Here is a 21,033-nt window from a genome sequence, read left to right as displayed (position 1 = left end):
GGCGGCCCTACCCCGCGATCCGGCCGTCGCGCATCGGCACAACCCGCCGCGCGCCGGCCGCGACGTCGGCGGAGTGGGTGATCACGATGATCGTCTGGCCGTCGGCGTGCAGCCGGCGGAACAGTTCGAGGATCTCCAGCCCGCCCTCGCTGTCGAGCGCGCCGGTCGGCTCGTCCGCCAGCAGCAGCGTCGGGGAGTTGACGAGCGCCCGCGCGATCGCGAGCCGCTGGCGCTGGCCACCGGACAGCGTGGACGGCAGTTGGTCGGCCCGGTCGGCGAGGCCGAGCAGGTCAAGCAGGTCCCGGGCCCTGGACTCGGCGGCGCGCCGGCGCATCCCGCCGATCGACGCCGGCAGGACGATGTTCTGCAGCGCGGACACGCCGTCGATGAGGTTGAAGAACTGGAAGACGATGCCGACGTGGTGGCGCCGGAACCGGGCGAGCCAGTCGGCGTCGCGTTCGCTGATCCGGTCGCCGGCGACGTCGACCGTGCCGTCGTCGACGGTCTCCAGGCCCGCGATCACGTTCAGCAGGGTCGACTTGCCGCATCCGGACGGGCCGGTGACGGCGACGAAGTCGCCGGCCGCGACGTCCAGGTCGACGCCGCGCAGCGCCCGCACCGGCGCGAGATCCGCGTCGAAGGTGCGCCGGACGCCTCGCAGCCGCACGACCGGCGCCGCGTCCGTGCCGCCGGCCGTAACCGCCGCGGGATCCGTGGCGGTGCCCGCGGCGGGCTCCGGCCCGCCGCCGCCGAGCAGGTCTGTGGTCGTCACGTCAGTTCCTTCCCCCCAGCCGGCACGCGCCGGCGTTTCTCTCCCTGGCCGGCATGCGCGGCCGTTTCTCTGCCCGCCGACGACGCGCCGGCGGTTTCCGACGAGCCCGGCCCGCCCCCGCGGTACGGGAAACGGCCGCGCCGGTTACGCGTCGCGCACCGGGAAATCACCCCGGCCACGGCCGGGCCACCACCGGCGGCCGCGGCCGGAAACGCTCGCTCTCCCCCCGGCGGCCGGCCTGGCGGCGAGCCCGCCCGGTGCACTGGCTGCCCCCACTGGCAGGGAATCTGCCATGGGAGCGCCAACCGGCGTGGTGCATTCCACCAAGCGCGGGAAATCGGCCACGTCGGGGCCTGGAGAACTCGTTCTAGGGCGAGGCGGGTGCAGCTGGAATGGGCGTACCGGGGTGGTGCGGCCTTTGACCGTGCGCGCCGGCATCTCCCAGACGTCGAACTCCGCGTGGCCCCGCAGCGCGGCGGCGGTCGCGTCGCTGATCACCGTCGTCCCGGCGGGCCGGGCGAGGTCTTCCAACCGCTGGGCGAGGTTCACGGTGTCGCCGACCAGGGTGTATTCCAGCCGTTCCTCGCTGCCGAGCAGCGCCGCGGCCACCGGGCCGCTGCACACGCCGATGCCGAGCCCGAACGGTTCGAGGCCGTCCCCGGCCCAGGCCTGGTCGAGGCCGGCCTGCCGGGTGTGCATCGCGCCTGCCGCGCGGCAGGCCGCCAGTGCGTGGTCGGGACGGGCGAACGGGGCGCCGAACACGGCCATCACCGCGTCGCCGACGTACTGCATCACCGTCCCGCCGTGGCCGAGGATCGCCGCGTTCATCTCGCGGCGGTGGGCGTTGAGCTGGCCGGCCAGCACCGCCGGGTCGGTGTACTCCGCGATGGTCGAATAGCCGCGGACGTCCGACATGAGCACCGTGACCTCGAGCCGCTCGGTGCGCCCGGTGGCGGCGCCCGCGTCGGTGCGCAGCTTCTCGGCGAGCCCCGACGGGAGCAGCCGCGACAGCGTCTCCCCCTGCTCCTCGCGGCGCAGCAGCGCGGTGTGCAGCAGCCGCAGCCGGCGCAGCGCGCCGCGCCGCCCGGCGCTCGCGCCCTCGGCCAGCCGCAGGAAGATCTCCTCGATCTCGCCGTTCACCGCCTCCGGGGTGCGCCGGCGCGCCGCCGCGATCGCCTTCACCGGCCGGCCGGCGGCCATGTCGGCGAGCAGGTTCTCCTGCTCGGCCGTCAGCTCCCCGCGCCGGGCCACCGGCGAGAGCATCGCGGCGACGATCTGCGGGTCGAGCATCGAGCCCCCGGTCGCGACCTCCCGGATGGCCCTCGACAGCCGGTCCGAGTCGCCCACCTGGTCCTTGAGCAGGTACGCGAACCCGGCGGCACCGTCGGCCAGCAGGGCGATCGCGTACTCGGGGTCGTCGAACTGCGACAGCACCACCACCCCGGTGCCCGGGTGCCGGCGGCGGACCTCCTTGGCGCCGGCGATCCCCTCGTCCTGGAAGGTGGGCGGCATCCGGATGTCGGTCACGACGACCTGCGGGCGCAGCTCGAACGCCGCCCGGACCAGCTCGTCGCCATCGGCCGCGACCGCCACGACGCGCACGGCCGGGTCGGTGCCGAGCAGCGCACGAATACCTTCCCGCGCGATGAGGTTGTCATCGGCGAGCAGTACCGTGATCGGTTCCATGGCGACCATTCAGCCTTATCCGGCCCGGCACGCCAAGGAGATCAGCACGGCATTTCTGGCGTGCTAGCACCCGGCGGCCCGGGTGCCGGCCACACAGAAAGCCGGCGGCCGGCCGCCAGCCGCCGCGAATCCGCCCACGTCCCGCCCAGTTCGCCCTGGTCAGAGCGTCGCGCGTGGTCGGCCCGCGCCGGCAGCACCCGGCCCGCGGGGTGCTGCCACGCGCGGAACAAGCGGCTGACGCCCTCGGCGACGCATGGACCCGTCCGTAACGTCTGACCGCATCAACGGGACGGCGGGATTTCAGAAAAGGCCTGCCACACATTTTCATTCGGAGGGCATGATGGGAACACGGGTGGTCGAGTCGAGCGTGATGTCGTTGTCCTGGATTCCGTCGGAGGCTATCCGGGGATTCGGGAAGGTCCCCTTCTCGCTGGGGGTCAGCCACTATGACGAGCCGCTGCCGGCCCAGATCGACGACTTCGAGGCGCTGCGCGGCGCGGACCGGTTCCGGTTCGCCAACCGCCTCTCGGCGGCCGCGACGTTCGGGGACGACGGCGAGTTGCTGGCATTCCGTTACACGGGCGGCGCGGTGACCGGATCGACGACGGTCCGCCTCGGCGGGCTCGGCGCGACGTTCGCCGGTGTGGCCATGCCGGACATCCAGGCCGAGCCCGTCGTGGGCGACGGCTGGGTGCGGTTCACCCAGACGGGCGGCGGCCGCACGGCGCTCCCGCTGCCGCGCCAGACCGCGCGGCCGCCCTACTTCCGGCTGCAGAGCCCGGTCACCTGGTCGACGTTGTCGCTGACGCTGTTCGCCGACGGGCGGGCCGAGTACGACCTGGTCGGCGCGAGCACCTTCCCCCGGCACTGGGTCTACGACGCCGCCGGCCACCTGGTGCTCAAGTCGGGGATCACCGACTGGTCGAGCTGGACCTCGCAGCCCTCGTGGCGGCACACGCCGTGGGGCGACGAGGACTCGCCGGCGCTGGTGGTCGCCGCCGAGACGGCCCTCGAACGGGAGCTGTCCCACCACATCATGCGGGCCGGCAGGCGGCCCCAGGTCGACAACCTGGCGGCCGGCACCGAGCTGGTCCGGCAGGGCACGCCGGGCGACGCGCTGTTCCTGCTCCTCGACGGGGTGCTCGGTGTCGACGTCGACGGCACGCGGATCGCCGAGGTCGGCCCCGGCGCGATCGTCGGCGAGCGCTCGCTGCTGGAGGGCGGCCTGCGGACCGCCACGCTGACCGCGCTGACCGCGGTGCGCGTCGCCAGGGCCGGCAGGGACGCCGTCGACCTCGCGGCCCTCGCGCAGCTGGCCCGCGGGCACCGCCGCGAGGAGGGGGACGGCGCGCCGGGCGAGACCGGTCCACGGGGGGCGGTCTCGGCGGCGACCCCGGCGGCGCGCCGCGAATCGGTGACCGCGTGAACGTGCACCTGCTCGGGGTCCGCGGGTCGACGCCGGCACCCGGCGAGTCCTTCGCCCGCTACGGCGGCCACACCTCCTGCGTGGCGGTCACCGCGGCGGGCGAACCGGGGCCGACGCTGCTACTCGACGCGGGCACAGGGGCCCGCAACCTCGACGCGCTGCTCGGGCCGGCGCCGTTCCGGGGCACGGTCCTGCTGACCCACCTGCACTGGGACCACACGCAGGGACTGCCGTTCACCCGGTGCCTCGACCGGCCGGACGCGCGGGTCGACCTGCGGGTGCCGGCCCAGCGGGGCCGCGGCGCGGCCAGCCTGCTCGCCCGGTCGATGTCGCCGCCGAGCTTCCCGATCGGGATCTCCGGCCTGCGCGGGCAGTGGCACGCCCGGCTCGTGCGCCCGGGCCGGCTCACCGTGCCGCCGCGGTTCGCGGTCACGGCGGCCGAGGTCCCGCACAAGGGCGGCCGCACTTTCGGGTACCGGGTCAGCGCGGACGGGACAAGCCTTGCCTACCTGCCCGACCACGCGCTGGCGGGCCGGCCCACGGCGGCGGCGCTGGCGCTGGCGGCGGGCGTGGACCTGCTGCTGCACGACGCCTCGAACGGCTTCGGGGACCGGGCCGCGGCAGACGCCTACGGCCACTCGACGATCGATGACGCGATCCGCTTCGCGCGGGACTGCCGGGTACGGTCGCTGGTCCTGATCCACCACTCCCCCGGCCGGACCGACGCCGACCTCGACGCGCTCGCGGCCAGGCTCGCCGCCGACGGCTCCAACGGCGGCGACGGCCCGACGGTGAGCCTCGGCAGGGAGGGCGAGGTGATCTGGTGCGGCCAGCCGGCCGCGGCGCCCGTCCACGCCGGCTGACCGTGCGGGGATGGGGACGCCGCGGCCGCCGGCCCGACGGGCGGGCTACTCGCCCGTGACGAAGGCCAGGGTGAAGCCGTCGTAGCCCTTGGTGCCCACGGTCTGGACGGCGGTAGCGCTGACGCGCGGCTCGGCGGCGATCAGGTCGTGGACGCGGCGCGTCCCCACGACCGAGGCCGAGGTGTTGTCGGGATCCGCGACGGCGCCGCCGCGGACGACGTTGTCGATGATGATCAGGCTTCCGGGCCTGGCGAGCTTCAGCGCCCACTCGAAATAGCCAGGATTGTTCGGCTTGTCCGCGTCGATGAAGACCAGGTCGAACGGGTCACCACCCTCGGCGGCGAGCTTCGGCAGGGTTTCCAGCGCCGCCCCGACCCGCACGTCGACCACGTCCGAGAGGCCCGCGCGCTCGGCGTTGGCGCGGGCGACGGCCGCGTGTGCCGGGTCCACCTCGAGCGTGACGAGCCGGCCGCCGGCCGGCAGCGCCCGCGCCAGCCAGATCGTGCTGTAGCCGCCCAGCGTGCCGACCTCGAGGATCGAGCGTGCCCCGACGGTCCGCGCCAGCAGCTGCAGCAGCTTGCCCTGGCTCGCCGACACCTGGATCGCCGGGAGCCCGGCGGCGTCGCTCGCCCGCAGCGCCTCCGCCAGCACCGGGTCCGCCGGCACCAACAGCCCCTCGAAGTAGTCGTCGACGGCGTTCCACAGCTCCTGCGTCATCCGGCCCTGCCTTCCCGAGTCGCCTCGCCGGTCCCCGTCACGGCCCTCGCGTCCCACTCTCCCCCGGCGCCTCGGACATCTCCAGCGTGATTACCGCCGCCGTCCACCGCGTGGCCCGACGAGCCGCTGGATGCATCGCTCAGGGGCGTGCCCGGCGACGGCCGAAGGCCAGCCATGTCACGCCGCGCGCGATCACCGCGACGACAGCGGCGGCCACGACGTCCTGCCAGAGGCTTTCGCTGTCCTCGACGAACAGGATCGCGATCGTCTGCAACCCGATAAAGACGACGAGAAAGCACGCCGTCTCGGCGCGCCAGTTCTCGGATCGTCCGGTCTTTGCCATGTGGCCGCCCGTCCTCCCAGTTGACTGCCGGGGGCGTGCACAGTCCCGTTCGCGGCAAGGTGGCTGGAGCGTAGGCACGGCCGGGCCGGGCGATCGAGAAAGGACCGGTAAAGAACCTTCCAGGTAAGAAATCCGACGGCAGGCCCTCTCGCCAGCCCCGCCGGCCGGCGCCCCGGGCGACGTCAGCGGCCGGTAGGGCCAAAGCGTTCCGTGCGGACGCGGGCGGGGTCGTGTCCCTGGGCGACGAGGAGGTCGGCCACGGTCTCGACGAAGCCGGTGGGGCCGCAGACGTAACAGGTGGGGGCGAACTCGGCGGGCCAGCCGGCGGAGGCCAGGTCCGCGTCGGTGATCCGGTGGGGTGGCGTCCGCCAGCCTTCCGGGACGGACCGGCTGTAGACATAGGCGACGTCGAGGCCGCCGTCCTCGGGGCCGCGGCCGCGCAGCTCGGCCGCGTAGTACGTCTCGCCGGGGCCGCGCAGCGAGTAGACCAGCCGGAACGGGACCCGGCTACGCGCCGCGCGGCGAGCACGGATCATCGCCATCAGCGGGACGATCCCTGAGCCGCCGGCGACGAGCAGGACCGGGTCGGGCGGGCTGGCCGGGTCCCAGACGAACCAGCCACCGACCGGGCCGCGCAGCTCGACCGGGTCCCCCACCGCGAGGACCTCGGTCAGGTAGGGCGACACCTCACCGTCCGGCACCCGCTGGACGGTGACCTCCACCCGGTCGCCGTCGGCCGGGGCGGCGAGCGAGTAGGCGCGCGAGGCGCGGTAGCCGTCCTCGGAGGTCAGCCGGATGTCGACCCGCTGGCCGGCGAGGTGCCCCGGCCAGCCGGGCACGTCTAGGACGAGCGTGCGGGCGGTCGGCGTCTCGTCGACGACCTCGGCGAGCCGACCAACCCGCCAGGCCATCCGGGTCGCGACCCGGGTCGGGCCGACAGTCACAGGGCCTTCCCCTCAGTCGCCCTGGTAGCGCTGCTCGAGCCACGGATCGCCGCGGTCGTGGTAGCCCGCGGCCTCCCAGAAGCCCGGCGAGTCCTCGACCAGGAGCTGGATGCCGCGAACCCACTTCGCCGACTTCCAGAAGTACAGGTGCGGGACGAGGAGCCGGGCCGGGCCGCCGTGTTCCGGGTCCAGGTCCTCGCCATCGAACGTGTGGACGATCCACGCCTGGCCGTCGAGCAGGTCCTCCAGCGGCAGGTTCGTGGTGTAACCGCCGTAGGAGTGGATCATCGTGTAGTCGGCGGCCGTCTCGACGTCGGCGAACAGGACGTCGAGCGAGACGCCCTTCCATTCGGTACCCAGCTTCGACCAGCGGGTGACGCAGTGGATGTCGACCGTCGGCGTCTCCTGAGGCAGGGCCTGGAGCTCGTCCCAGGTCCACGCGTACTCCTCACCGGTCTCGGTCGTGATGGTGAACCGCCACCGGTCCAGCGGGACGCGCGGCGTCGGCCCGGCCGACAGGACCGGGAAGTCCTCTTCGAGGTACTGGCCGGGGGGCAGCGTCGGACTGGAACGACGCCGGCCCTGGAAGCCGGGCGAGATGATCCCCATACGCCTACAGGTACCACGGCACCGACGGCGCCAGGCGCGCAACCGCGCCCGAGAGGCCGACCGGCGATGTGATCCGACCCACGACCGCCCAGCCCACGGCTGAGGCGCGAGATCCGGCGGGCCGGGCCGGAGCTCACGAGGCGTCGTCCGCGCGTGTCAGCGGGCGGCGAGGTCGCGGTCGAGGATGGTCAGGCGGGCGACGGCGCGGTCGCGGTCGGGGCCGGGCGGGAGGAGGTGCCAGCAGGCCGCCCACAGGCCGACGTCGTCCTCGCCGGCCGGGCCCTCGGCCCACCGCAGCAGCAGAGCCGGGTCGCGGCGGCGCAGCAGCCCGGCGCGGACCTCGGCGCGCAGCCGGTCGCGCAGCACGGCGACGCCGGGCGACGTCGAACGAGGCAGCAGTTGGCCCCGCCAGCGGTCGAGCACGCCGGCGTGGTCCCCGGCCGCCAGGAGACGGCGCAGGTCGGCGACGTCGGTCTCCAGCGGGCCGGCGAGGCGGTAGGGCCTGGAGTCGACCAGGCCCGGCCCGATGACGCGGCGCAGCCGGGACATCTCGGCGCGCACGGTCACCGGGTCGAGCACGCGCTCGTCGACCGCCGCGGCCAGCTCGTCGGCCCTCAGCCCGTCCGGATGTTCGGCGAGCAGGAGGAGCAGCTCCGCGTGCCGCGGTGTCACCGCCATCCGACGCCCCGCGACGACGAGCGCGGGCGCGTCCGGGCAGACCACCTCGAGCCTCGTCCGACCGGCAGGGGCCCGGCCGGCCGGGCCGCCCGTGCCCCGAGGGTCGCCGTACCTGGGCTCGGCATCCGCGGCCCCGCGGTTCGGGTGCCTCAGGCGCTGGATGAGCAGCTCGCGCTCGGCGGCGGCGACCGTCGCGGAGATCAGCGCGAGCACGGCCGGCTCGGCCGCGCGGCTGTCGCCGGTGACGTCGACGGCGCCGATCAGCCGCCCGTCGACCGGGTCGTGGACCGGACTGGCCGAGCAGCTCCACGACCGCACCGTGCTCACCCAGTGCTCGGCCGCCGCCACCTGGGCACGTCCGTCGATCGCGAGCGCGAGCCCCGGCGCGTTCGTGCCGGCATGCGCCTCGTCCCAGCCCGCACCGGCCGTGAACCCCATGTCCTCGGCACGCCCGCGCACCGCGTGGTCACCCTCGACCCACAGCAGGGTGCCCTGGGCGTCGCTGACGGCGACGATCAGCTCCTCGGCGCCGGCCTCATCACCGAGCAGGCCGCGGATCAGCGGCAGCACACCGGCGAGCGGGTGCGCGGCACGCGCGGCGGCCAGCTCGTCGCCGGCGAGCCGGATGGGTGGGATGTTGCGCTCCGGGTCGACGCCGAACGAGCACGACCGGCGCCACGAGTCGACGACGGCACGCCGGACCGAGCGCCCGAGCGCCCGGACGGCGCCCGCGGGCAGGGCGTCGCCGGCGGCCAGCGACTCCCGCGCCCGCCGGGCGACACGCCCCATGTCTTCCGCCACGCCGACCCCGCCACCCAGAGCACTATGACGGAGGTCACACTACGCCGCGCACACCGGCGCGCCAGCGCCCTCTGGCACCGAGGTGTGCCCGCCGGCGGGCACACCTGCGGCAACGGGTTTGCAACGTTGCCGCGGCTAGCGTCCTCACCGTTCGATGATCTCCACCCAGGAGGGCGCGCGATGACCGTCTTTGCCCGTCCAGGCCAACCCGGATCCGCCGTCAGCTACGCGTCGCGGTACGACAATGTCATCGGTGGCGATTACACGCCGCCGGTCCGCGGCCAGTACTTCGAGAACCCGACCCCGGTCACGGGCGAGACCTTCTGCGAGGTCGCCCGCTCGACCGCCGAGGACGTCGAGCTCGCGCTGGACGCCGCGCACGCCGCCGCACCCGCCTGGGGCCGCACCTCGGTCGCCGAGCGCGCGCTCGTCCTGCACCGGATCGCCGACCGGATGGAGCAGAACCTCGAGCGGCTGGCGGTCGCGGAGACCTGGGACAACGGCAAGCCGGTCCGCGAGACGCTCGCCGCCGACATCCCGCTGGCGATCGACCACTTCCGTTATTTCGCGGGCGCGATCCGCGCGCAGGAGGGCACGCTGTCCGAGCTCGACGCGGACACCGTCGCCTATCACTTCCACGAGCCGCTCGGCGTCGTCGGGCAGATCATCCCGTGGAACTTCCCGATCCTGATGGCCGTCTGGAAGCTCGCGCCCGCCATCGCGGCCGGCAACGCCGTCGTCCTCAAGCCCGCCGAGCAGACACCCGCGTCCATCAACGTGCTCTGGGACCTGATCAAGGACCTGGTGCCACCGGGCGTCCTCAACATCGTGCAGGGCTTCGGCGTCGAGGCCGGCAAGCCGCTCGCCTCGTCGTCGCGGATCGCGAAGATCGCTTTCACCGGCGAGACGACCACCGGCCGGCTGATCATGCAGTACGCCAGCCAGAACCTCATCCCGGTCACCCTGGAACTCGGCGGCAAGAGCCCGAACATCTTCTTCGCCGACGTCGCCGCCGCCGACGACGACTTCCACGACAAGGCGCTCGAGGGCTTCACGATGTTCGCCCTCAACCAGGGTGAGGTGTGCACCTGCCCGAGCCGGGCGCTGATCCAGCGCTCGATGTACGACGACTTCCTCGACGCGGCCGCGATTCGGACCAAGGCCGTCCGTCAGGGCGACCCGCTGGACACCGACACCATGATCGGCGCACAGGCGAGCACCGACCAGCTGGAGAAGATCCTCTCCTACATCGACATCGGCAGGAAGGAGGGCGCCCGCGTGGTGCTCGGCGGCGAGCGCGCCGAGCTCGGCGGCGACCTGTCGGGCGGCTACTACATCCAGCCGACGATCTTCTCCGGCGACAACGGGATGCGGATCTTCCAGGAGGAGATCTTCGGCCCGGTCGTCGCCGTGACGGCGTTCGACGACTTCGCGGACGCCATCACGATCGCCAACGACACGCTCTACGGCCTGGGCGCCGGCGTGTGGACGCGCGACCAGAACACGGCCTACCGCGCCGGCCGGGAGATCAGGGCCGGACGCGTCTGGACGAACTGTTACCACCTTTACCCGGCACACGCCGCGTTCGGCGGATACAAGCAGTCCGGGATCGGCCGGGAGAACCACCGCGCGATGCTCGACCACTACCAGCAGACGAAGAACCTGCTCGTCTCCTACTCACCGAAGGCGATGGGCTTCTTCTAGTTCCGCCACCACCGGCACCCGGAGCCGGCCGGTGCGCAAGGACCCGGCCGGCTCCGGGCAATGACCGCGGGGCGGGGCCGACGGGGACCGGAACACGGAGCCGGCGAGGCATGGGAGGTCGCCATGGGTCAGGTACTGCGGGTGGACGCGACGCCGGCGGCGGCGGCGATGCTGCGGTCGCTGACCTCCGCGCACGGGCCACTGATGATCCACCAGTCGGGCGGGTGCTGCGACGGGTCGTCGCCGATGTGCTACCTCCTTGGGGAGTTCCTCGTCGGCGCCGACGACGTCCTGCTCGGCGTCCTCGACCTCGACGACCCCGCGTGCCTCGCCGACCCGGCTGCCTGGGGCGGCTCCACCGACCCGCCCGGCGTCGCCGCCGCCTCGGCGCCTTCCGGCACCACCGTGCCGGTTTACATCGGCGGCGCCCAGTTCGCGTACTGGGCGCACACCCGGCTGACGATCGACCTGGTACGCGGCCGCGGAGGCGGGTTCAGCCTCGAGGCGCCCGAGGGCTACCGCTTCCTGACCAGGTCCCGGCTGTTCACCGACGAGGAGGCCGAGGCCCTCGAGGCCAGCGGGCCACCTCAGCGCGGCCCGCTGGCGGAGCCTGAACCCGCGCGCCGGCCCCGCTCGTGATCCGGCCAGGGACGGCCGTCAGAGTCAGAAGCCGCGGACGAACAGGACGACCGCGACGACGACGCCGAGGGTGATGACGCCGGCGCGCAGGACCATGGCGGGCAGGAGGCGCGCGACCCGGGCGCCGAGCACGCCGCCGACGGCCGAGGCGACGACGAGGATGCCGGCGAAGGCCCAGGCGACCTGGGCGCTCGCGAGGAAGATCAGTACCCCGACGATGTTGACGATGAACGACAGCAGCGTCTTGAGCGCGTTCGTGCGCTGTAGGTCGTCGACCAGCAGGATCCCGAGCACGCCGAGCAGCAGCACGCCCAGACCGGCCCCGAAGTACGACCCGTAGGCGCCGGCAAGGAAGATCCCGACCCGCGTGGGCCAGGTGACCGGATGCGCGGCGGGCGCGCCCGCCGCCGACGTGGTGGCCTCGGCGGCGGCGGCCTCCACAGTGGCGGTGGTCTCCACAGTGGCGGTGGTCTCCACGGTGGCCGTCGCCGCGCCGGCCGTGGGGCCACCTGGCGGGGTGCTCGGAGCCGCCGCGTCGGCCGTGGCAGGCGCCCCTACCGTCGCCGGAACGGTGGTCCTGGCCGCACGGCGGCGGGCGACGACGCCGGCGAGCTTCGTCTGGCTGGCCAGCAGCGCGCACGAGAGCAGGACGAGGAACGGGACGGCCGCCTTGAACGCGCCCTTGGGCGTTACCAGCAGGATCACGGCGCCGACGGCGCCACCGAGGATCGCGGCCGGGCCGAGCGCACGCAGCCGCGCCGTCTGGCCGGCGAGCTCGCGCCGGTAGCCCAGCGCGCCGCCCGCATAGCCGGTGACCAGCCCGACCGATGAGGTGATGTTGGCGGTGACGGCCGGCACCCCGGCGGCCAGCAGCGCGGGGAAGGCGATCAGCGTACCGCCGCCCGCGATCGCGTTGACGCCACCGGCCAGCAGGCCGGCCCCGGCCGTCAGCAGCGCGTCGATCCCGTTCACGCCCCAGACCCTCCGGCCCCGCGCGCGGACCCGCCTTGTGCCCGGCTCACAAACTCGTCAGATCTCGTCAGATGACGCGGGTGCGGATGAGGACGCCGCAGACGGCCGCGGAGGGGGCCAGCGGGAGCCAGGCGGTGAGCAGGCGGTAGCCGAGGACGGCGGCGATCGCCGTCGCGGTGGGCACGCCGGCGCCGGTGAGCAGCGCGGTCAGGGCGGCGTCGAGCCCGCCGAAGCCACCGGGCGACGGGATGACGGCCGACAGCGCGCTCGCCACCAGGTAGACCACGATGATCTTCCCAGGGCCGAGCGGTGCGTGCAGCGCGGCCGCGATCGCGCACAGCGTCGCGGCGTGCAGCATCGGGATCGCGATCGAGCCTCCCCACAGCAGCACAGCCCGCCTGGTGCTGCCCGAGCCGGCCAGCAGGTCACGGTGCTCGACGAGCCGGCGTACCCCCAGGCCGACGGCCCGACGGACCTTGGGCACGCACGCCGCCACGAACGCCGCCGCCACGGTGGCGACCACGAAGTAGCGAGTACTCCCGCCGAACGCGAGGTGCGGCAGCGGGACCGCCCCGGCGAACAGGAGCACGACGAACATCAGGGCATGCGGGATCGCGCCGGCCGTCGCGTTCGCGGCGGTCGAGGCGACGGCTTCGGCCATCGTCAGGCCGCGCCGGAGCAGGTAACGGGTCTGCAGGGCGGCGACGCCCATGCCGGCGGGCACCAGCACGTTCGGCAGGATCGCGGCGATCTGGATGGCGAGCAGCTGGCCGAACGGGAGCTTGCGCGTCACCGCGCCCTTCATGCTCGCCGCCGCGGCGAAGTAGGTCGCGCACGCGGCCACCACCGCGACCAGCAGCCACTCGCCGTCGGCCCGCTTGCAGGCCAGGAAGGCCGCCCGCAGTTCCTCGTGGTGGGTCCCGAGCCACGTCGCGCCCACGGCGGGCGCGACGATGCTGAGCGCAGCCATGATCCGCCGAGACCGGCGGGACCTCGCCGCCGACGGCGAGCTCGCGGGCGTCGTCTCGGGCAGCTCCGTCCCGGACGGCGGGGTTTCCGGCAGCTGGACTTCTGACAGCTGGACTTCTGACAGCTGGACTTCCAGCAGCTGGACCTCCAGCAGCTGGACTTCTGAAGACGGGGATTCTGGAGGCTGGGTTTCGGGCGACGAGGACTCGAGCAGAATCGTCGCCGACGCAGGCGCCGGCGCGTCCTCTCGCTCAGCTGGTTCGCTCATCGCGCCGTCGCGCCGTCCGTGCGGCGCGGCGAGGACGGAGCGGTCGGCAGGGGAGCCGGGGATGGCCGGGTGGGCCCCGGTGCTGGGCCGCCCGCGAGGACGGAGGCATACGACGGGCCGGTCAGCAGCGCGGCGAGCCGGCCGCCGAGGTACTCCCAGGTCCAGGCCGACGTCATGAACTCGCGGCCGGCCGCGCCCATGCGGCGGGCGCGGTCCGGGTCGGCGAGCAGCTCGCCGACGGCGCGGGCGACCGCGGACACATCGGTACCGTCGACGACCAGCCCGGTCTCACCGGGGATCACGACCTCGGGTGCGCCCCCAGCGGCGCCGGTGATCACCGGCTTGCCCGCCGCGGCGGCTTCCAGCGACGACAGTCCGAGTCCCTCCAGGTCCAGTCCAAGCTTGGCGGGCCGCGACGGCATCGCGAACACATCCGCCGCGTCCAGGTACGCGGGCAGGTCCCCTTCGGGGACGGCGCCCGCGAAGACCACATTTTCCCTGACCCCGGCGCTCGCCGCCAGTCGTCGCAGCCGGCCCGCGTTGCGCCCCCGGCCGATGACGACCAGGAGCGTGTCCGGATGGTCACGCAACACCGACGGCAGCCCCCTGATCAAGACGTCCTGGCCCTTGCGCGGCACCAGGCGGGCGACAGAGGTCACAACAGGCCGGTCGCCCCAGCCATTCCGGCGGCGGATGTCCTCGCCGCCCGCGCCGGGCTGGAACCGTTCGACGTCGACGCCGCCGGTCAGCCGCTCGAAGCGGGTCCCGGCGGGCGCGACCTTGCGCAGGCGGCGCAGGGTCACGTCGGTCAGGTGGGTGACGACGTCCGCCCGCGAGGCGATCGCCCGTACCAGGGACCAGCCGTACGGAAGCTGCGACCATCCGTACTCATGCCCGTGCGTGGACGACACCACCCATTCCACGCCTGCTCGGCGCAGCGCGGGGGCGATCATCCCGCGGGGTGTGCCGGCCGGGAACCAGGCGGCGGTGCAGCCCTCGGCACGCGCGATCCGGCCGATGACGGGCCCCACCCCGGGCAGGCGCAGCCGGGCCGCCGGATGCCGGATGATCTCGAAGGGCGCGTCCGCGTCCAGTTTGGGCGCGTCGGGGTGCGGCGGCGCGACGACGAGGACCTTGTCCGCGGGCAGCGTCGCGGCAAAGGCGTAGGCGAAGGTCTGGATCCCGCCCAGCACCGGCGGGAACTTGTCCGCGACGATCAGAGTGCGATGCATCGACCGGTGCGTGGACATCGGCTGTCGGCCGCCTTTCGGGCGGACGACGCGACCTGTCCGCGTTGACTGGAGGACGGCTGGCGGACGGGCCCAGGTACCGCCAGGTCGGACATACCGGAAGATACCCCGTACCTCAAGTACCACCTTGTGGCATGTCTCGCGATGTACTGGTCGTGGTACTGGCCGTGCGGACGTGCGCCACCCGCCACCCGCCAGCCGGCCGCCGGCACGGCCGCTCGGCGGGTCTACCAGGCGGTTGACCAGACCGCGTCAGCTTACGGCGGCGGCCTGGACGGCGTGGCGCGCCTCCAGGTGGCGGCGCATGAGCAGCGACGCCATCTCGGCGTCCTCGGCGAGCACCGCCCGCACGATCGAGGCGTGCTCCTCCCAGGACAGGTCGGCCGGGCTGACCCAGCCGCCGGCCAGGTGGTGCGACTGGTTGCGCACCCAGCGGAGCACGTCGGCGAGGACCCGGGACCCGGAGCCGCGCGCGAGCACATCGTGGAACTCGCCGTTGAGTCGTTCGAGCGCCGCCCTGTCGCCGTCGGCGGCCGCGGCGGCACCGTCGGCCAGCAGCCGTTCGAGCGCGGCCACCGTCTCGGCGTCGTGGCGGGCGGCGGCGCGCCGCACGGCCATGAGCTCCAGGTTCACCCGGATCTCGTGGATGGTCGCCAGCTCGTGCACGGGCCGCTCGACGACGCGCACTCCACGGCGCGGCAGCGCCTCGACCAGCCCCTCCGACTCCAGCCGGCGAAACGCCTCACGGACCGGTAGCCGGGACACCCCTAGCAGCTCGGACGTGAACGTCTCGGTCAGCCGTGTGCCGGGCGGGAGCCTGCGGTCCAGAATTCGCCCGCGCAGCTCGTCGAGCACCGTGTCCCGCAGCGGACGGTGGCTCTCCCCGATCGACAACGTGTCCTCCCCACGACCGCCGAAGGCTGAGCGACGACGGCGAAGCCTCGCGCAGCCGGAGACGACTCCGTTGACGCGGCCGGCCAGCACCCGGTGCCGACCAGCCGGCCAGGCGAGTATGCCATTTGGATACAAGTACGTGGGCCAGCCCCGGCCGCCCACTCTCCTGGGCACGGCCAGGCAAGTGGGCGGGACGAGACCCGGCTTCCCCTGGCCCGCACCATCGTTGACACGTATCCGTAATCTTTCGCGGCTACGGTCAGGCCCGCGCCAGTCGCCCCCGCACGGTAGTCCGACGCGACCGTGACGGATACAGTATCCCGAACAATCACCCAAGGTGACACATCTCTGGCGGGGGCCGGCGGGACCTCCGCACAGCGGCCCCGCGTGCCGTCCCCAAGGACCTCCGCGGCGACGCGAGCGGCGGCGACGCAACGGGACGAGCGAAGGAGGCGGAACCGTGCCACCCGGACCCACGGGTCGCGCCGGACAGGGCCCAGAGACGGCGACCGGTGAGGCGGCGCCTGCCCACGCCGCCCGGGCCACTTTTGGAATCGGAGCACCGGACACCAGGGCGGACGCGGTGGCGAAGCTCACCGGCCGGTTCCGATACGCGACCGACCTGCGCGCACGCGACGTCCTTGGGCGCCGGGCGCCCTCTCGCCTCGGTGACCAGGCGCGACACGCCGGAGCCACCGCCGACAGCCCCGGCGAGAACGCCGCCGTGACGGCGCCGGCCGAGCTGTACGGCGTCACCGTCCGCTCCCCGGTCGCCAGAGCCGAGCTGCTCGGGGTCGACGCCGCGGCGGCGCTGGCGGTGCCCGGCGCCATGCGGGTGATCATCGCGGCCGACGTGCCCGGCGCCCGGCTGGTCGGGGTGAAGGTGCGCGACCAGCCGGTGTTCGCCGAGGGCGAGGTCCGCCACCACGGCGAGCCGATCGCGTTCGCGGTCGCGACCACTCCCTGGGCGGCGCGGCGGATGGCCGCGCTGGTGCGCCCGCTGCTGCGCCCGCTGCCGCCGCTCGTCGACCCCCTGGCCGCGCTCGCCCCAGGCGCGCCGGCCGTCGTGCCCGCGGGCCACCCGCACGCGGCGCCCGGCGGCGACGTCCACGGCGCGCACGCGGCCGACGGCGCCGTCAGCCCCAACGTCATCTTCCGGCGCCGGCTGCGCCACGGCGACGGCGCGCGCGGCCCGGTGGCCGTGCGCGCCCGCTGGCGGACCGGCCGGCAGGACCCCGCGTTCCTGGCGCCCGAGGCGGGGCTCGCCGTGCCGGACGGGCGCGGCGGCGTCCGGCTGTGGGTCGCGACCCAGGACCTGCACCACGACCGGGACCAGATCGCCGCCGCCTTGGGCGTCCCGCCCGAGGCGGTCCGGGTCGAGCTCGCCGGGGTCGGCGGCGCGTTCGGCGGCCGGGAGGACATGACCCTGCACATCCATCTCTGCCTGGCCGCGGTGCTCACCGGCGCGCCCGTCCGGGCCGTCTACGGGCGCGCCGAGTCGTTCCAGGCGCATCCGAGCCGACACCCAGCGATCATGGACTACGAGCTGACGGCACGCCCGGACGGCACGTTCGTCTCGCTGCGGGCCGGCATTGTGCTCGACGGCGGCCCGTACGCGAGCACGTCCACCCCGGTCGTCGGGATCGTGCACTTCTTCGCCGCCGGCCCGTACCAGGTCCCGAACGTGGACGTCACGACCACCGCTGTCCGGACGAACAATCCGGTCGCGGGCGCCATGCGCGGCTTCGGCGCGACCCAGGCCTCGTTCGGGATCGAGTCGACGGTCGACCTGCTGGCCCGCGAGCTGGGCGTCGACCCGGTAGATCTGCGCCGACGCAACCTGCTCGTGCCCGGGGAGCCGCTCGCGACGTCGGGGCAGCCGCTCGTCGGGACAGCCGGTCCCGCCGAGGTGTTGGCTGCCTGTCTCGCGACCCCGATGCCGGCGAGGCCGGTGGCGCCGGGGCGGCGCCGCGGGGTCGGGGTCGCGCTCGGGATCAAGAGCGCGGGGCTCGGCGACGGCCGGCCGGACAGCGCCGGGATCGTCCTGCGGGCCGACCGGGACGGTGTGACGATCGTCAGCGCGGCGCCGGAGGTCGGCCAGGGCATCGGCACCGCGCTGCGCCAGATCGTCCAGGAGCAGCTCGGCCCCGTCCCGCTGCGCGCCGAGGCTCCCAGCACCGACGCGCCCGTGAGCGGCGGCAGCAAGGCGAGCCGCCAGACCATGGCCTCCGGCGGCGCGGCCGCCGCGGCCGCGAGCAGGCTACTGGCGGAGCTCACGACCCGTGCCCACGCGCACGGCCTGCCCTGCTGGCCGGCCGCGGGCGGACCGGACGGCCGGTGGCCGGCGACTGGCCCGCTGACCGATCTGCTCGCCGCCGTGCTCGGCGACGAGACCGTGGAGGTCCGGGAGTCGTACACCCTGCCGGCGACCGAGCCGGTCAACCCGGCGACCGGCCGCGGCGACATCCACATCACGTTCCAGCTGACCGCGCACCGTGCCGTCGTCGACGTGGATCCCGAGCTCGGCACGGCCGAGCTCGTCCAGCTCGTGGGTGCCCAGGACGTCGGCCGGGCCGTGAACCCCACGCAGCTGGCCGGCCAGCTCGTCGGCGGCGCGGCACAGGGCGCCGGCCTCGCCCTCACCGAGGAGATACGCGTCGACGCCGACGGCGTCGCCACAGCCGCCGGGTTCGCCGACTATCTGGTCCCGACCGCGCTCGACGTTCCCGAGATCGTCCCGGTGGTCATCGAGCACCCCGACGACCGGCTGCCGCATGGGATCCGCGGTGTCGGCGAGGGCTCGCTCGCCTCGTCGCCGGCCGCGGTGGCGGCGGCGCTGCGCGCGGCGAGCGGCCGTCCAGTCGCGGCCGTGCCCGCCGCCCCGGCCGACCTGCTCGCCGAGCCCGTCGCCGTGCCGCACGCGGTGGGGGTCTGACGTGTATCTGCGTCCCGCCACGCTCACCGAGGCGTTGTCGGCGCGCGCCGAGCACCCGGGGGCCCTCGTCCTCGCCGGCGCCACGGCGGCCACACCGGCGCTGGCCACCGGCGGGCGGCCGCCGGCCGCGCTGCTCGACCTGGCCGGCGTCCGGGACGTTGCGGCGCTCGACGAGGCGGCCGGCCGGATCCGGCTCGGGCCGCTGGTCACCGCCGAACGCCTGGCCGCGCAACCGACGCTTGGCCCGGACCGCCTGCCACTGCGCGGCTTCGCGACACCGGCGGTGCGCGCGAGGGCGACGGCGCTGGGGAATCTCTTCCAGCGCCCGCACGACCTCGCGGCGCCGCTCGCGGCGCTCGCCGGCGAGGTGGAGGTCGCGCACGCGGACGGCGCGCGCCGGACGGTCGACGTCCCGGCGCTGGTCACCGTGCCGGGGAGGCTCGCCGAGGCCGCGGAGCTCGCCGTGGCGCTCACGGTCGCCGTGCCACACCGGTTCGCCTACGCGCGGGTGGCCGTGCGGCCCGCCGCCGCGCCGACGCTGGCGGCCGTCGCCGTCGCACTGCTCGACGACGGGCCCCGGGTCTACATCGTCACCGTGACGGCGCCGGTGCCGGCCCGCCGCGCGGCGGCCGAGCGCCTGCTGCTCGACGCGGGGGCGGGCGAGGAGTTCGCCGCGGCGGCCGCCGCCGGACTGCCGGCGGACGCACCCGCGGGCCAGGCGGACCCGGCGTACCTGGCCACCGCCGTACGCGCGCTGGCCCGCCGCTGCCACCGACGCTGCCATGGGAGGCCCGACCATGACTGACGCGATCATGACTGACGCGACCATGACCACCGCGACGACGGCCGTGGCGGAGCCCGGGGTCACCGTGCGCCTGGAGATCGACGGCACCGGCCACGCTCTCGAAGCGCCGCTGTGTGCCTCGCTGCTGGACGTGCTCGACGAGGCGGGCGCGCCGGTGCCCGCCGGCTGCCGGGCGGGAAACTGTGGCAGCTGCGTCGTGCTGCTCGACGCCTCACCGGTCCCGGCCTGCCTCGTGCCGGCCGGGCGGGCGGACGGAGCGGCGGTCGCGACCGCGCGCACCGCCGCCGACCCGGCGCTGGTCGCCCGGCTGGCGGCGGCTGGCGCCACCCAATGCGGGTACTGCTCTCCCGGCCTGGTCGTCGCGCTGTCCCACGCCCTGCGGGTGGCCCCGGCCGCGCTCGCCCACCCGGACGCCGTGCGTGAGCGGTTGGTCGGCCATCTGTGCCGTTGCACCGGGTACGCCGCGATCGTCTCCGCCGTCGTCGCGACGGCGGCCGCCATGGCGGACGCGGAGGCCGAGGCGGGCCGGCCGCCGCTCGCGGGCACCGACACCACCCTGGACCGGCCGTGACCACCCGACCGACCCGTCAGTTTGTATCCATTGGACATGCCCCGAGGCCGACCCAGCCGTACCCAAGCCACCGAGGCCCGGCCCACAAATGCCCGAAAACAGGCGTGAACTGGGGATTCGTCACAGACGCTTAACAAAGCCCATCACAATCGGTAACAAATGTACGGATACAGTATCCGTATGGTCAGCGCTCCTACCAGCACGAACGCATCGCGCGTCATATCGGTCCTCGGCCTTGATCACATCGTGCTGTATGTCGCCGATGTCTGGCGGTCGCTCGACTGGTACACCGGCAGGCTCGGACTCCGACCGCTGCGGGTGGACGAGTACCGCGCGGGCAAAGTCCCCTTCCCGTCGGTCGAGGTGCGACCGGGCGTCGTCATCGACCTCGACGGCCGCGCCGAGCGAACCGGCGAGAACCTCGCGCACTTCTGCCTCGAGGTCGAGCCCTTCGACGCGTACACGCTGGTCGAGTCCGGGGAGTTCGGGAAGATCGCCGGTCCCTTCCGGCGCTGGGGCGCGCGCGGCGAGGCTGACCTGGTCTACGTCACCGACCCGGATGGCAACGTCATCGAACTCCGTCACTACGGGCCCACTCAGGGGATCTCCTACGGCCCGAACCAGGCGATCAGGCCGTCATGACCATCGCCGCCGCGCCCACGACGCCTGTCGCGGTGTTCGGCGCCCGCGGCGTCGTGGGTGCCGGCGCCCGCACCGCGGCGGTCCTCGGCTGCCAGGCCCTGCTCGACGGCGGCACCGCCGTCGACGCCGCGGTGACCGCGGCGCTGGCCGAGACCGTCCTCATGCCGCCGAAATGCGGCCTCGCCGGCGACCTGGTGGCGCTCGCCTGGCTGCCCGGCTGGGACCGGCCACGTGCCCTGCTCGCGATCGGCCCGGCCGCGGCCGGGCTCGCGGGCCAGGCGACGACCGGCGGGCCCTCCGTCGGCGTCCCCGGCGCGCCCGCCGGATACGCGGCGCTTGCCGGTCTCGGCCGCCTCGGCCTCGAGCGACTGACCACTCCGGCCATCCAGCTCGCCGAGCGCGGGGTCGCCTGGTCGACGCTGTGCGCGGCGCTTGCCGCCGAGGCGGACGACCTGCTGCGGGCCCATGCCCCCGACGGCTGCCGCTACCGGCCGGCGGACGGGCCGCTCGCGCCGGGGACGCGGCTGCGGCTGCCGGGCCTCGCC

20 protein-coding genes are annotated in these 21,033 nt (G+C 74.5%); 9 read left to right on the top strand and 11 right to left on the bottom strand.

Annotated elements, in window-relative coordinates; translation table 11 throughout:
- Window positions 1–7 precede the first annotated feature (7 nt).
- Window positions 8–772: an ABC transporter ATP-binding protein gene (locus tag BCD48_RS32930; protein ID WP_083419565.1), complete on the bottom strand. Its 765-nt coding sequence runs from the start codon at window positions 770–772 to the stop codon at window positions 8–10.
- A gap of 144 nt (window positions 773–916) precedes the next feature.
- Complete coding sequence (locus BCD48_RS32925) at window positions 917–2,458, bottom strand: adenylate/guanylate cyclase domain-containing protein (RefSeq protein WP_241842179.1); 1,542 nt, start codon at window positions 2,456–2,458, stop codon at window positions 917–919.
- Between the two features lie 337 nt (window positions 2,459–2,795).
- Between BCD48_RS32925 and BCD48_RS32920 the strand changes: the two genes are divergently transcribed.
- Window positions 2,796–3,884: a cyclic nucleotide-binding domain-containing protein gene (locus tag BCD48_RS32920; RefSeq protein WP_071052291.1), complete on the top strand. Its 1,089-nt coding sequence runs from the start codon at window positions 2,796–2,798 to the stop codon at window positions 3,882–3,884.
- Window positions 3,881–4,747 carry an MBL fold metallo-hydrolase gene (locus tag BCD48_RS32915; protein ID WP_071052290.1) on the top strand — a complete coding sequence of 289 codons (867 nt, stop codon included), beginning with the start codon at window positions 3,881–3,883 and terminating at the stop codon, window positions 4,745–4,747. The genes BCD48_RS32920 and BCD48_RS32915 overlap by 4 nt, the downstream gene beginning before the upstream one ends.
- A 45-nt stretch (window positions 4,748–4,792) precedes the next feature.
- Here BCD48_RS32915 and BCD48_RS32910 read toward each other — a convergent pair whose 3' ends face one another.
- The 5 genes from BCD48_RS32910 to BCD48_RS32890 form a co-directional block, all read right to left on the bottom strand.
- On the bottom strand, window positions 4,793–5,464 hold the full coding sequence (locus tag BCD48_RS32910) for an O-methyltransferase (RefSeq protein WP_071052289.1): 672 nt from the start codon (window positions 5,462–5,464) through the stop codon (window positions 4,793–4,795).
- A 139-nt stretch (window positions 5,465–5,603) separates the two neighbouring features.
- On the bottom strand, window positions 5,604–5,807 hold the full coding sequence (locus tag BCD48_RS32905) for a hypothetical protein (RefSeq protein ID WP_071052288.1): 204 nt from the start codon (window positions 5,805–5,807) through the stop codon (window positions 5,604–5,606).
- 182 nt (window positions 5,808–5,989) lie between these two features.
- Window positions 5,990–6,751, bottom strand: a complete 762-nt coding sequence (locus tag BCD48_RS32900) for a ferredoxin reductase (RefSeq protein WP_491677189.1) — start codon at window positions 6,749–6,751, stop codon at window positions 5,990–5,992.
- Window positions 6,752–6,763: 12 nt separating this feature from the next.
- Window positions 6,764–7,360 (bottom strand): sulfite oxidase-like oxidoreductase, encoded by a 597-nt coding sequence (locus BCD48_RS32895; RefSeq protein WP_071052287.1) that lies wholly within the window; start codon window positions 7,358–7,360, stop codon window positions 6,764–6,766.
- A gap of 156 nt (window positions 7,361–7,516) precedes the next feature.
- Window positions 7,517–8,827, bottom strand: a complete 1,311-nt coding sequence (locus BCD48_RS32890) for a sigma-54-dependent transcriptional regulator family protein (RefSeq protein WP_071052286.1) — start codon at window positions 8,825–8,827, stop codon at window positions 7,517–7,519.
- A 192-nt stretch (window positions 8,828–9,019) separates the two neighbouring features.
- Between BCD48_RS32890 and adh the strand changes: the two genes are divergently transcribed.
- Entirely contained in the window at window positions 9,020–10,543 is a 1,524-nt protein-coding gene (gene adh, locus BCD48_RS32885; protein WP_071052285.1) for an aldehyde dehydrogenase, read from the top strand.
- A 123-nt stretch (window positions 10,544–10,666) separates the two neighbouring features.
- Complete coding sequence (locus tag BCD48_RS32880) at window positions 10,667–11,182, top strand: DUF779 domain-containing protein (protein WP_071052284.1); 516 nt, start codon at window positions 10,667–10,669, stop codon at window positions 11,180–11,182.
- Between the two features lie 24 nt (window positions 11,183–11,206).
- On the opposite strand, the gene BCD48_RS32875 is transcribed toward BCD48_RS32880, so the two are convergent.
- The 4 genes from BCD48_RS32875 to BCD48_RS52610 form a co-directional block, all read right to left on the bottom strand.
- On the bottom strand, window positions 11,207–12,154 hold the full coding sequence (locus tag BCD48_RS32875) for a sulfite exporter TauE/SafE family protein (RefSeq protein ID WP_071052283.1): 948 nt from the start codon (window positions 12,152–12,154) through the stop codon (window positions 11,207–11,209).
- Window positions 12,155–12,221: 67 nt separating this feature from the next.
- The gene (locus tag BCD48_RS32870; protein WP_083419563.1) at window positions 12,222–13,391 is read right to left on the bottom strand and encodes a lysylphosphatidylglycerol synthase transmembrane domain-containing protein; all 1,170 of its coding nucleotides are present in this window, start codon (window positions 13,389–13,391) and stop codon (window positions 12,222–12,224) included.
- Entirely contained in the window at window positions 13,388–14,623 is a 1,236-nt protein-coding gene (locus BCD48_RS32865; protein ID WP_071052304.1) for a glycosyltransferase family 4 protein, read from the bottom strand. The genes BCD48_RS32870 and BCD48_RS32865 overlap by 4 nt, the downstream gene beginning before the upstream one ends.
- Window positions 14,624–14,893: 270 nt before the next feature.
- Window positions 14,894–15,535, bottom strand: a complete 642-nt coding sequence (locus tag BCD48_RS52610) for a GntR family transcriptional regulator (protein ID WP_071052281.1) — start codon at window positions 15,533–15,535, stop codon at window positions 14,894–14,896.
- Window positions 15,536–16,118: 583 nt separating this feature from the next.
- On the opposite strand from BCD48_RS52610, the gene BCD48_RS32855 reads away from it, so the two are divergent.
- The 5 genes from BCD48_RS32855 to BCD48_RS32835 all read left to right on the top strand — a co-directional run.
- The gene (locus tag BCD48_RS32855) at window positions 16,119–18,470 is read left to right on the top strand and encodes a xanthine dehydrogenase family protein molybdopterin-binding subunit (RefSeq protein ID WP_071052280.1); all 2,352 of its coding nucleotides are present in this window, start codon (window positions 16,119–16,121) and stop codon (window positions 18,468–18,470) included.
- A gap of 1 nt (window position 18,471) precedes the next feature.
- Window positions 18,472–19,275: an FAD binding domain-containing protein gene (locus BCD48_RS32850; RefSeq protein WP_071052279.1), complete on the top strand. Its 804-nt coding sequence runs from the start codon at window positions 18,472–18,474 to the stop codon at window positions 19,273–19,275.
- Entirely contained in the window at window positions 19,268–19,846 is a 579-nt protein-coding gene (locus BCD48_RS32845) for a (2Fe-2S)-binding protein (RefSeq protein WP_157910594.1), read from the top strand. Before BCD48_RS32850 ends, BCD48_RS32845 begins: the two co-directional genes overlap by 8 nt.
- A 159-nt stretch (window positions 19,847–20,005) precedes the next feature.
- Window positions 20,006–20,488, top strand: a complete 483-nt coding sequence (locus BCD48_RS32840; protein WP_312622716.1) for a VOC family protein — start codon at window positions 20,006–20,008, stop codon at window positions 20,486–20,488.
- The coding region (locus BCD48_RS32835; protein WP_198543490.1) for a gamma-glutamyltransferase at window positions 20,485–21,033 on the top strand (549 nt) is incomplete at its 3' end. The genes BCD48_RS32840 and BCD48_RS32835, both read left to right, overlap by 4 nt.

This window comes from Pseudofrankia coriaricola, from assembly GCF_001854805.1.
Classification (GTDB): Bacteria; Actinomycetota; Actinomycetes; order Frankiales; family Frankiaceae; genus Pseudofrankia.
The sequence above is the reverse complement of the archived record's forward strand: the minus strand, read 5'-3'. Positions and strand labels throughout refer to the sequence as shown.

Bases quoted from the DNA above. Each gene is read 5' to 3' on its own strand.
- BCD48_RS32865 (WP_071052304.1), bottom strand. From the start codon at position 14,623: ATGCATCGCACTCTGATCGTCGCGGACAAGTTCCCGCCGGTGCTGGGC.
- BCD48_RS32920 (WP_071052291.1), top strand. From the start codon at position 2,796: ATGATGGGAACACGGGTGGTCGAGTCGAGCGTGATGTCGTTGTCCTGG.
- adh (WP_071052285.1), top strand. From the start codon at position 9,020: ATGACCGTCTTTGCCCGTCCAGGCCAACCCGGATCCGCCGTCAGCTAC.
- BCD48_RS32845 (WP_157910594.1), top strand. From the start codon at position 19,268: ATGACTGACGCGATCATGACTGACGCGACCATGACCACCGCGACGACG.
- BCD48_RS32895 (WP_071052287.1), bottom strand. From the start codon at position 7,360: ATGGGGATCATCTCGCCCGGCTTCCAGGGCCGGCGTCGTTCCAGTCCG.
- BCD48_RS32925 (WP_241842179.1), bottom strand. From the start codon at position 2,458: ATGGAACCGATCACGGTACTGCTCGCCGATGACAACCTCATCGCGCGG.
- BCD48_RS32910 (WP_071052289.1), bottom strand. From the start codon at position 5,464: ATGACGCAGGAGCTGTGGAACGCCGTCGACGACTACTTCGAGGGGCTG.
- BCD48_RS32905 (WP_071052288.1), bottom strand. From the start codon at position 5,807: ATGGCAAAGACCGGACGATCCGAGAACTGGCGCGCCGAGACGGCGTGC.
- BCD48_RS32880 (WP_071052284.1), top strand. From the start codon at position 10,667: ATGGGTCAGGTACTGCGGGTGGACGCGACGCCGGCGGCGGCGGCGATG.
- BCD48_RS32890 (WP_071052286.1), bottom strand. From the start codon at position 8,827: ATGGGGCGTGTCGCCCGGCGGGCGCGGGAGTCGCTGGCCGCCGGCGAC.
- BCD48_RS32840 (WP_312622716.1), top strand. From the start codon at position 20,006: ATGTACGGATACAGTATCCGTATGGTCAGCGCTCCTACCAGCACGAAC.
- BCD48_RS32870 (WP_083419563.1), bottom strand. From the start codon at position 13,391: ATGAGCGAACCAGCTGAGCGAGAGGACGCGCCGGCGCCTGCGTCGGCG.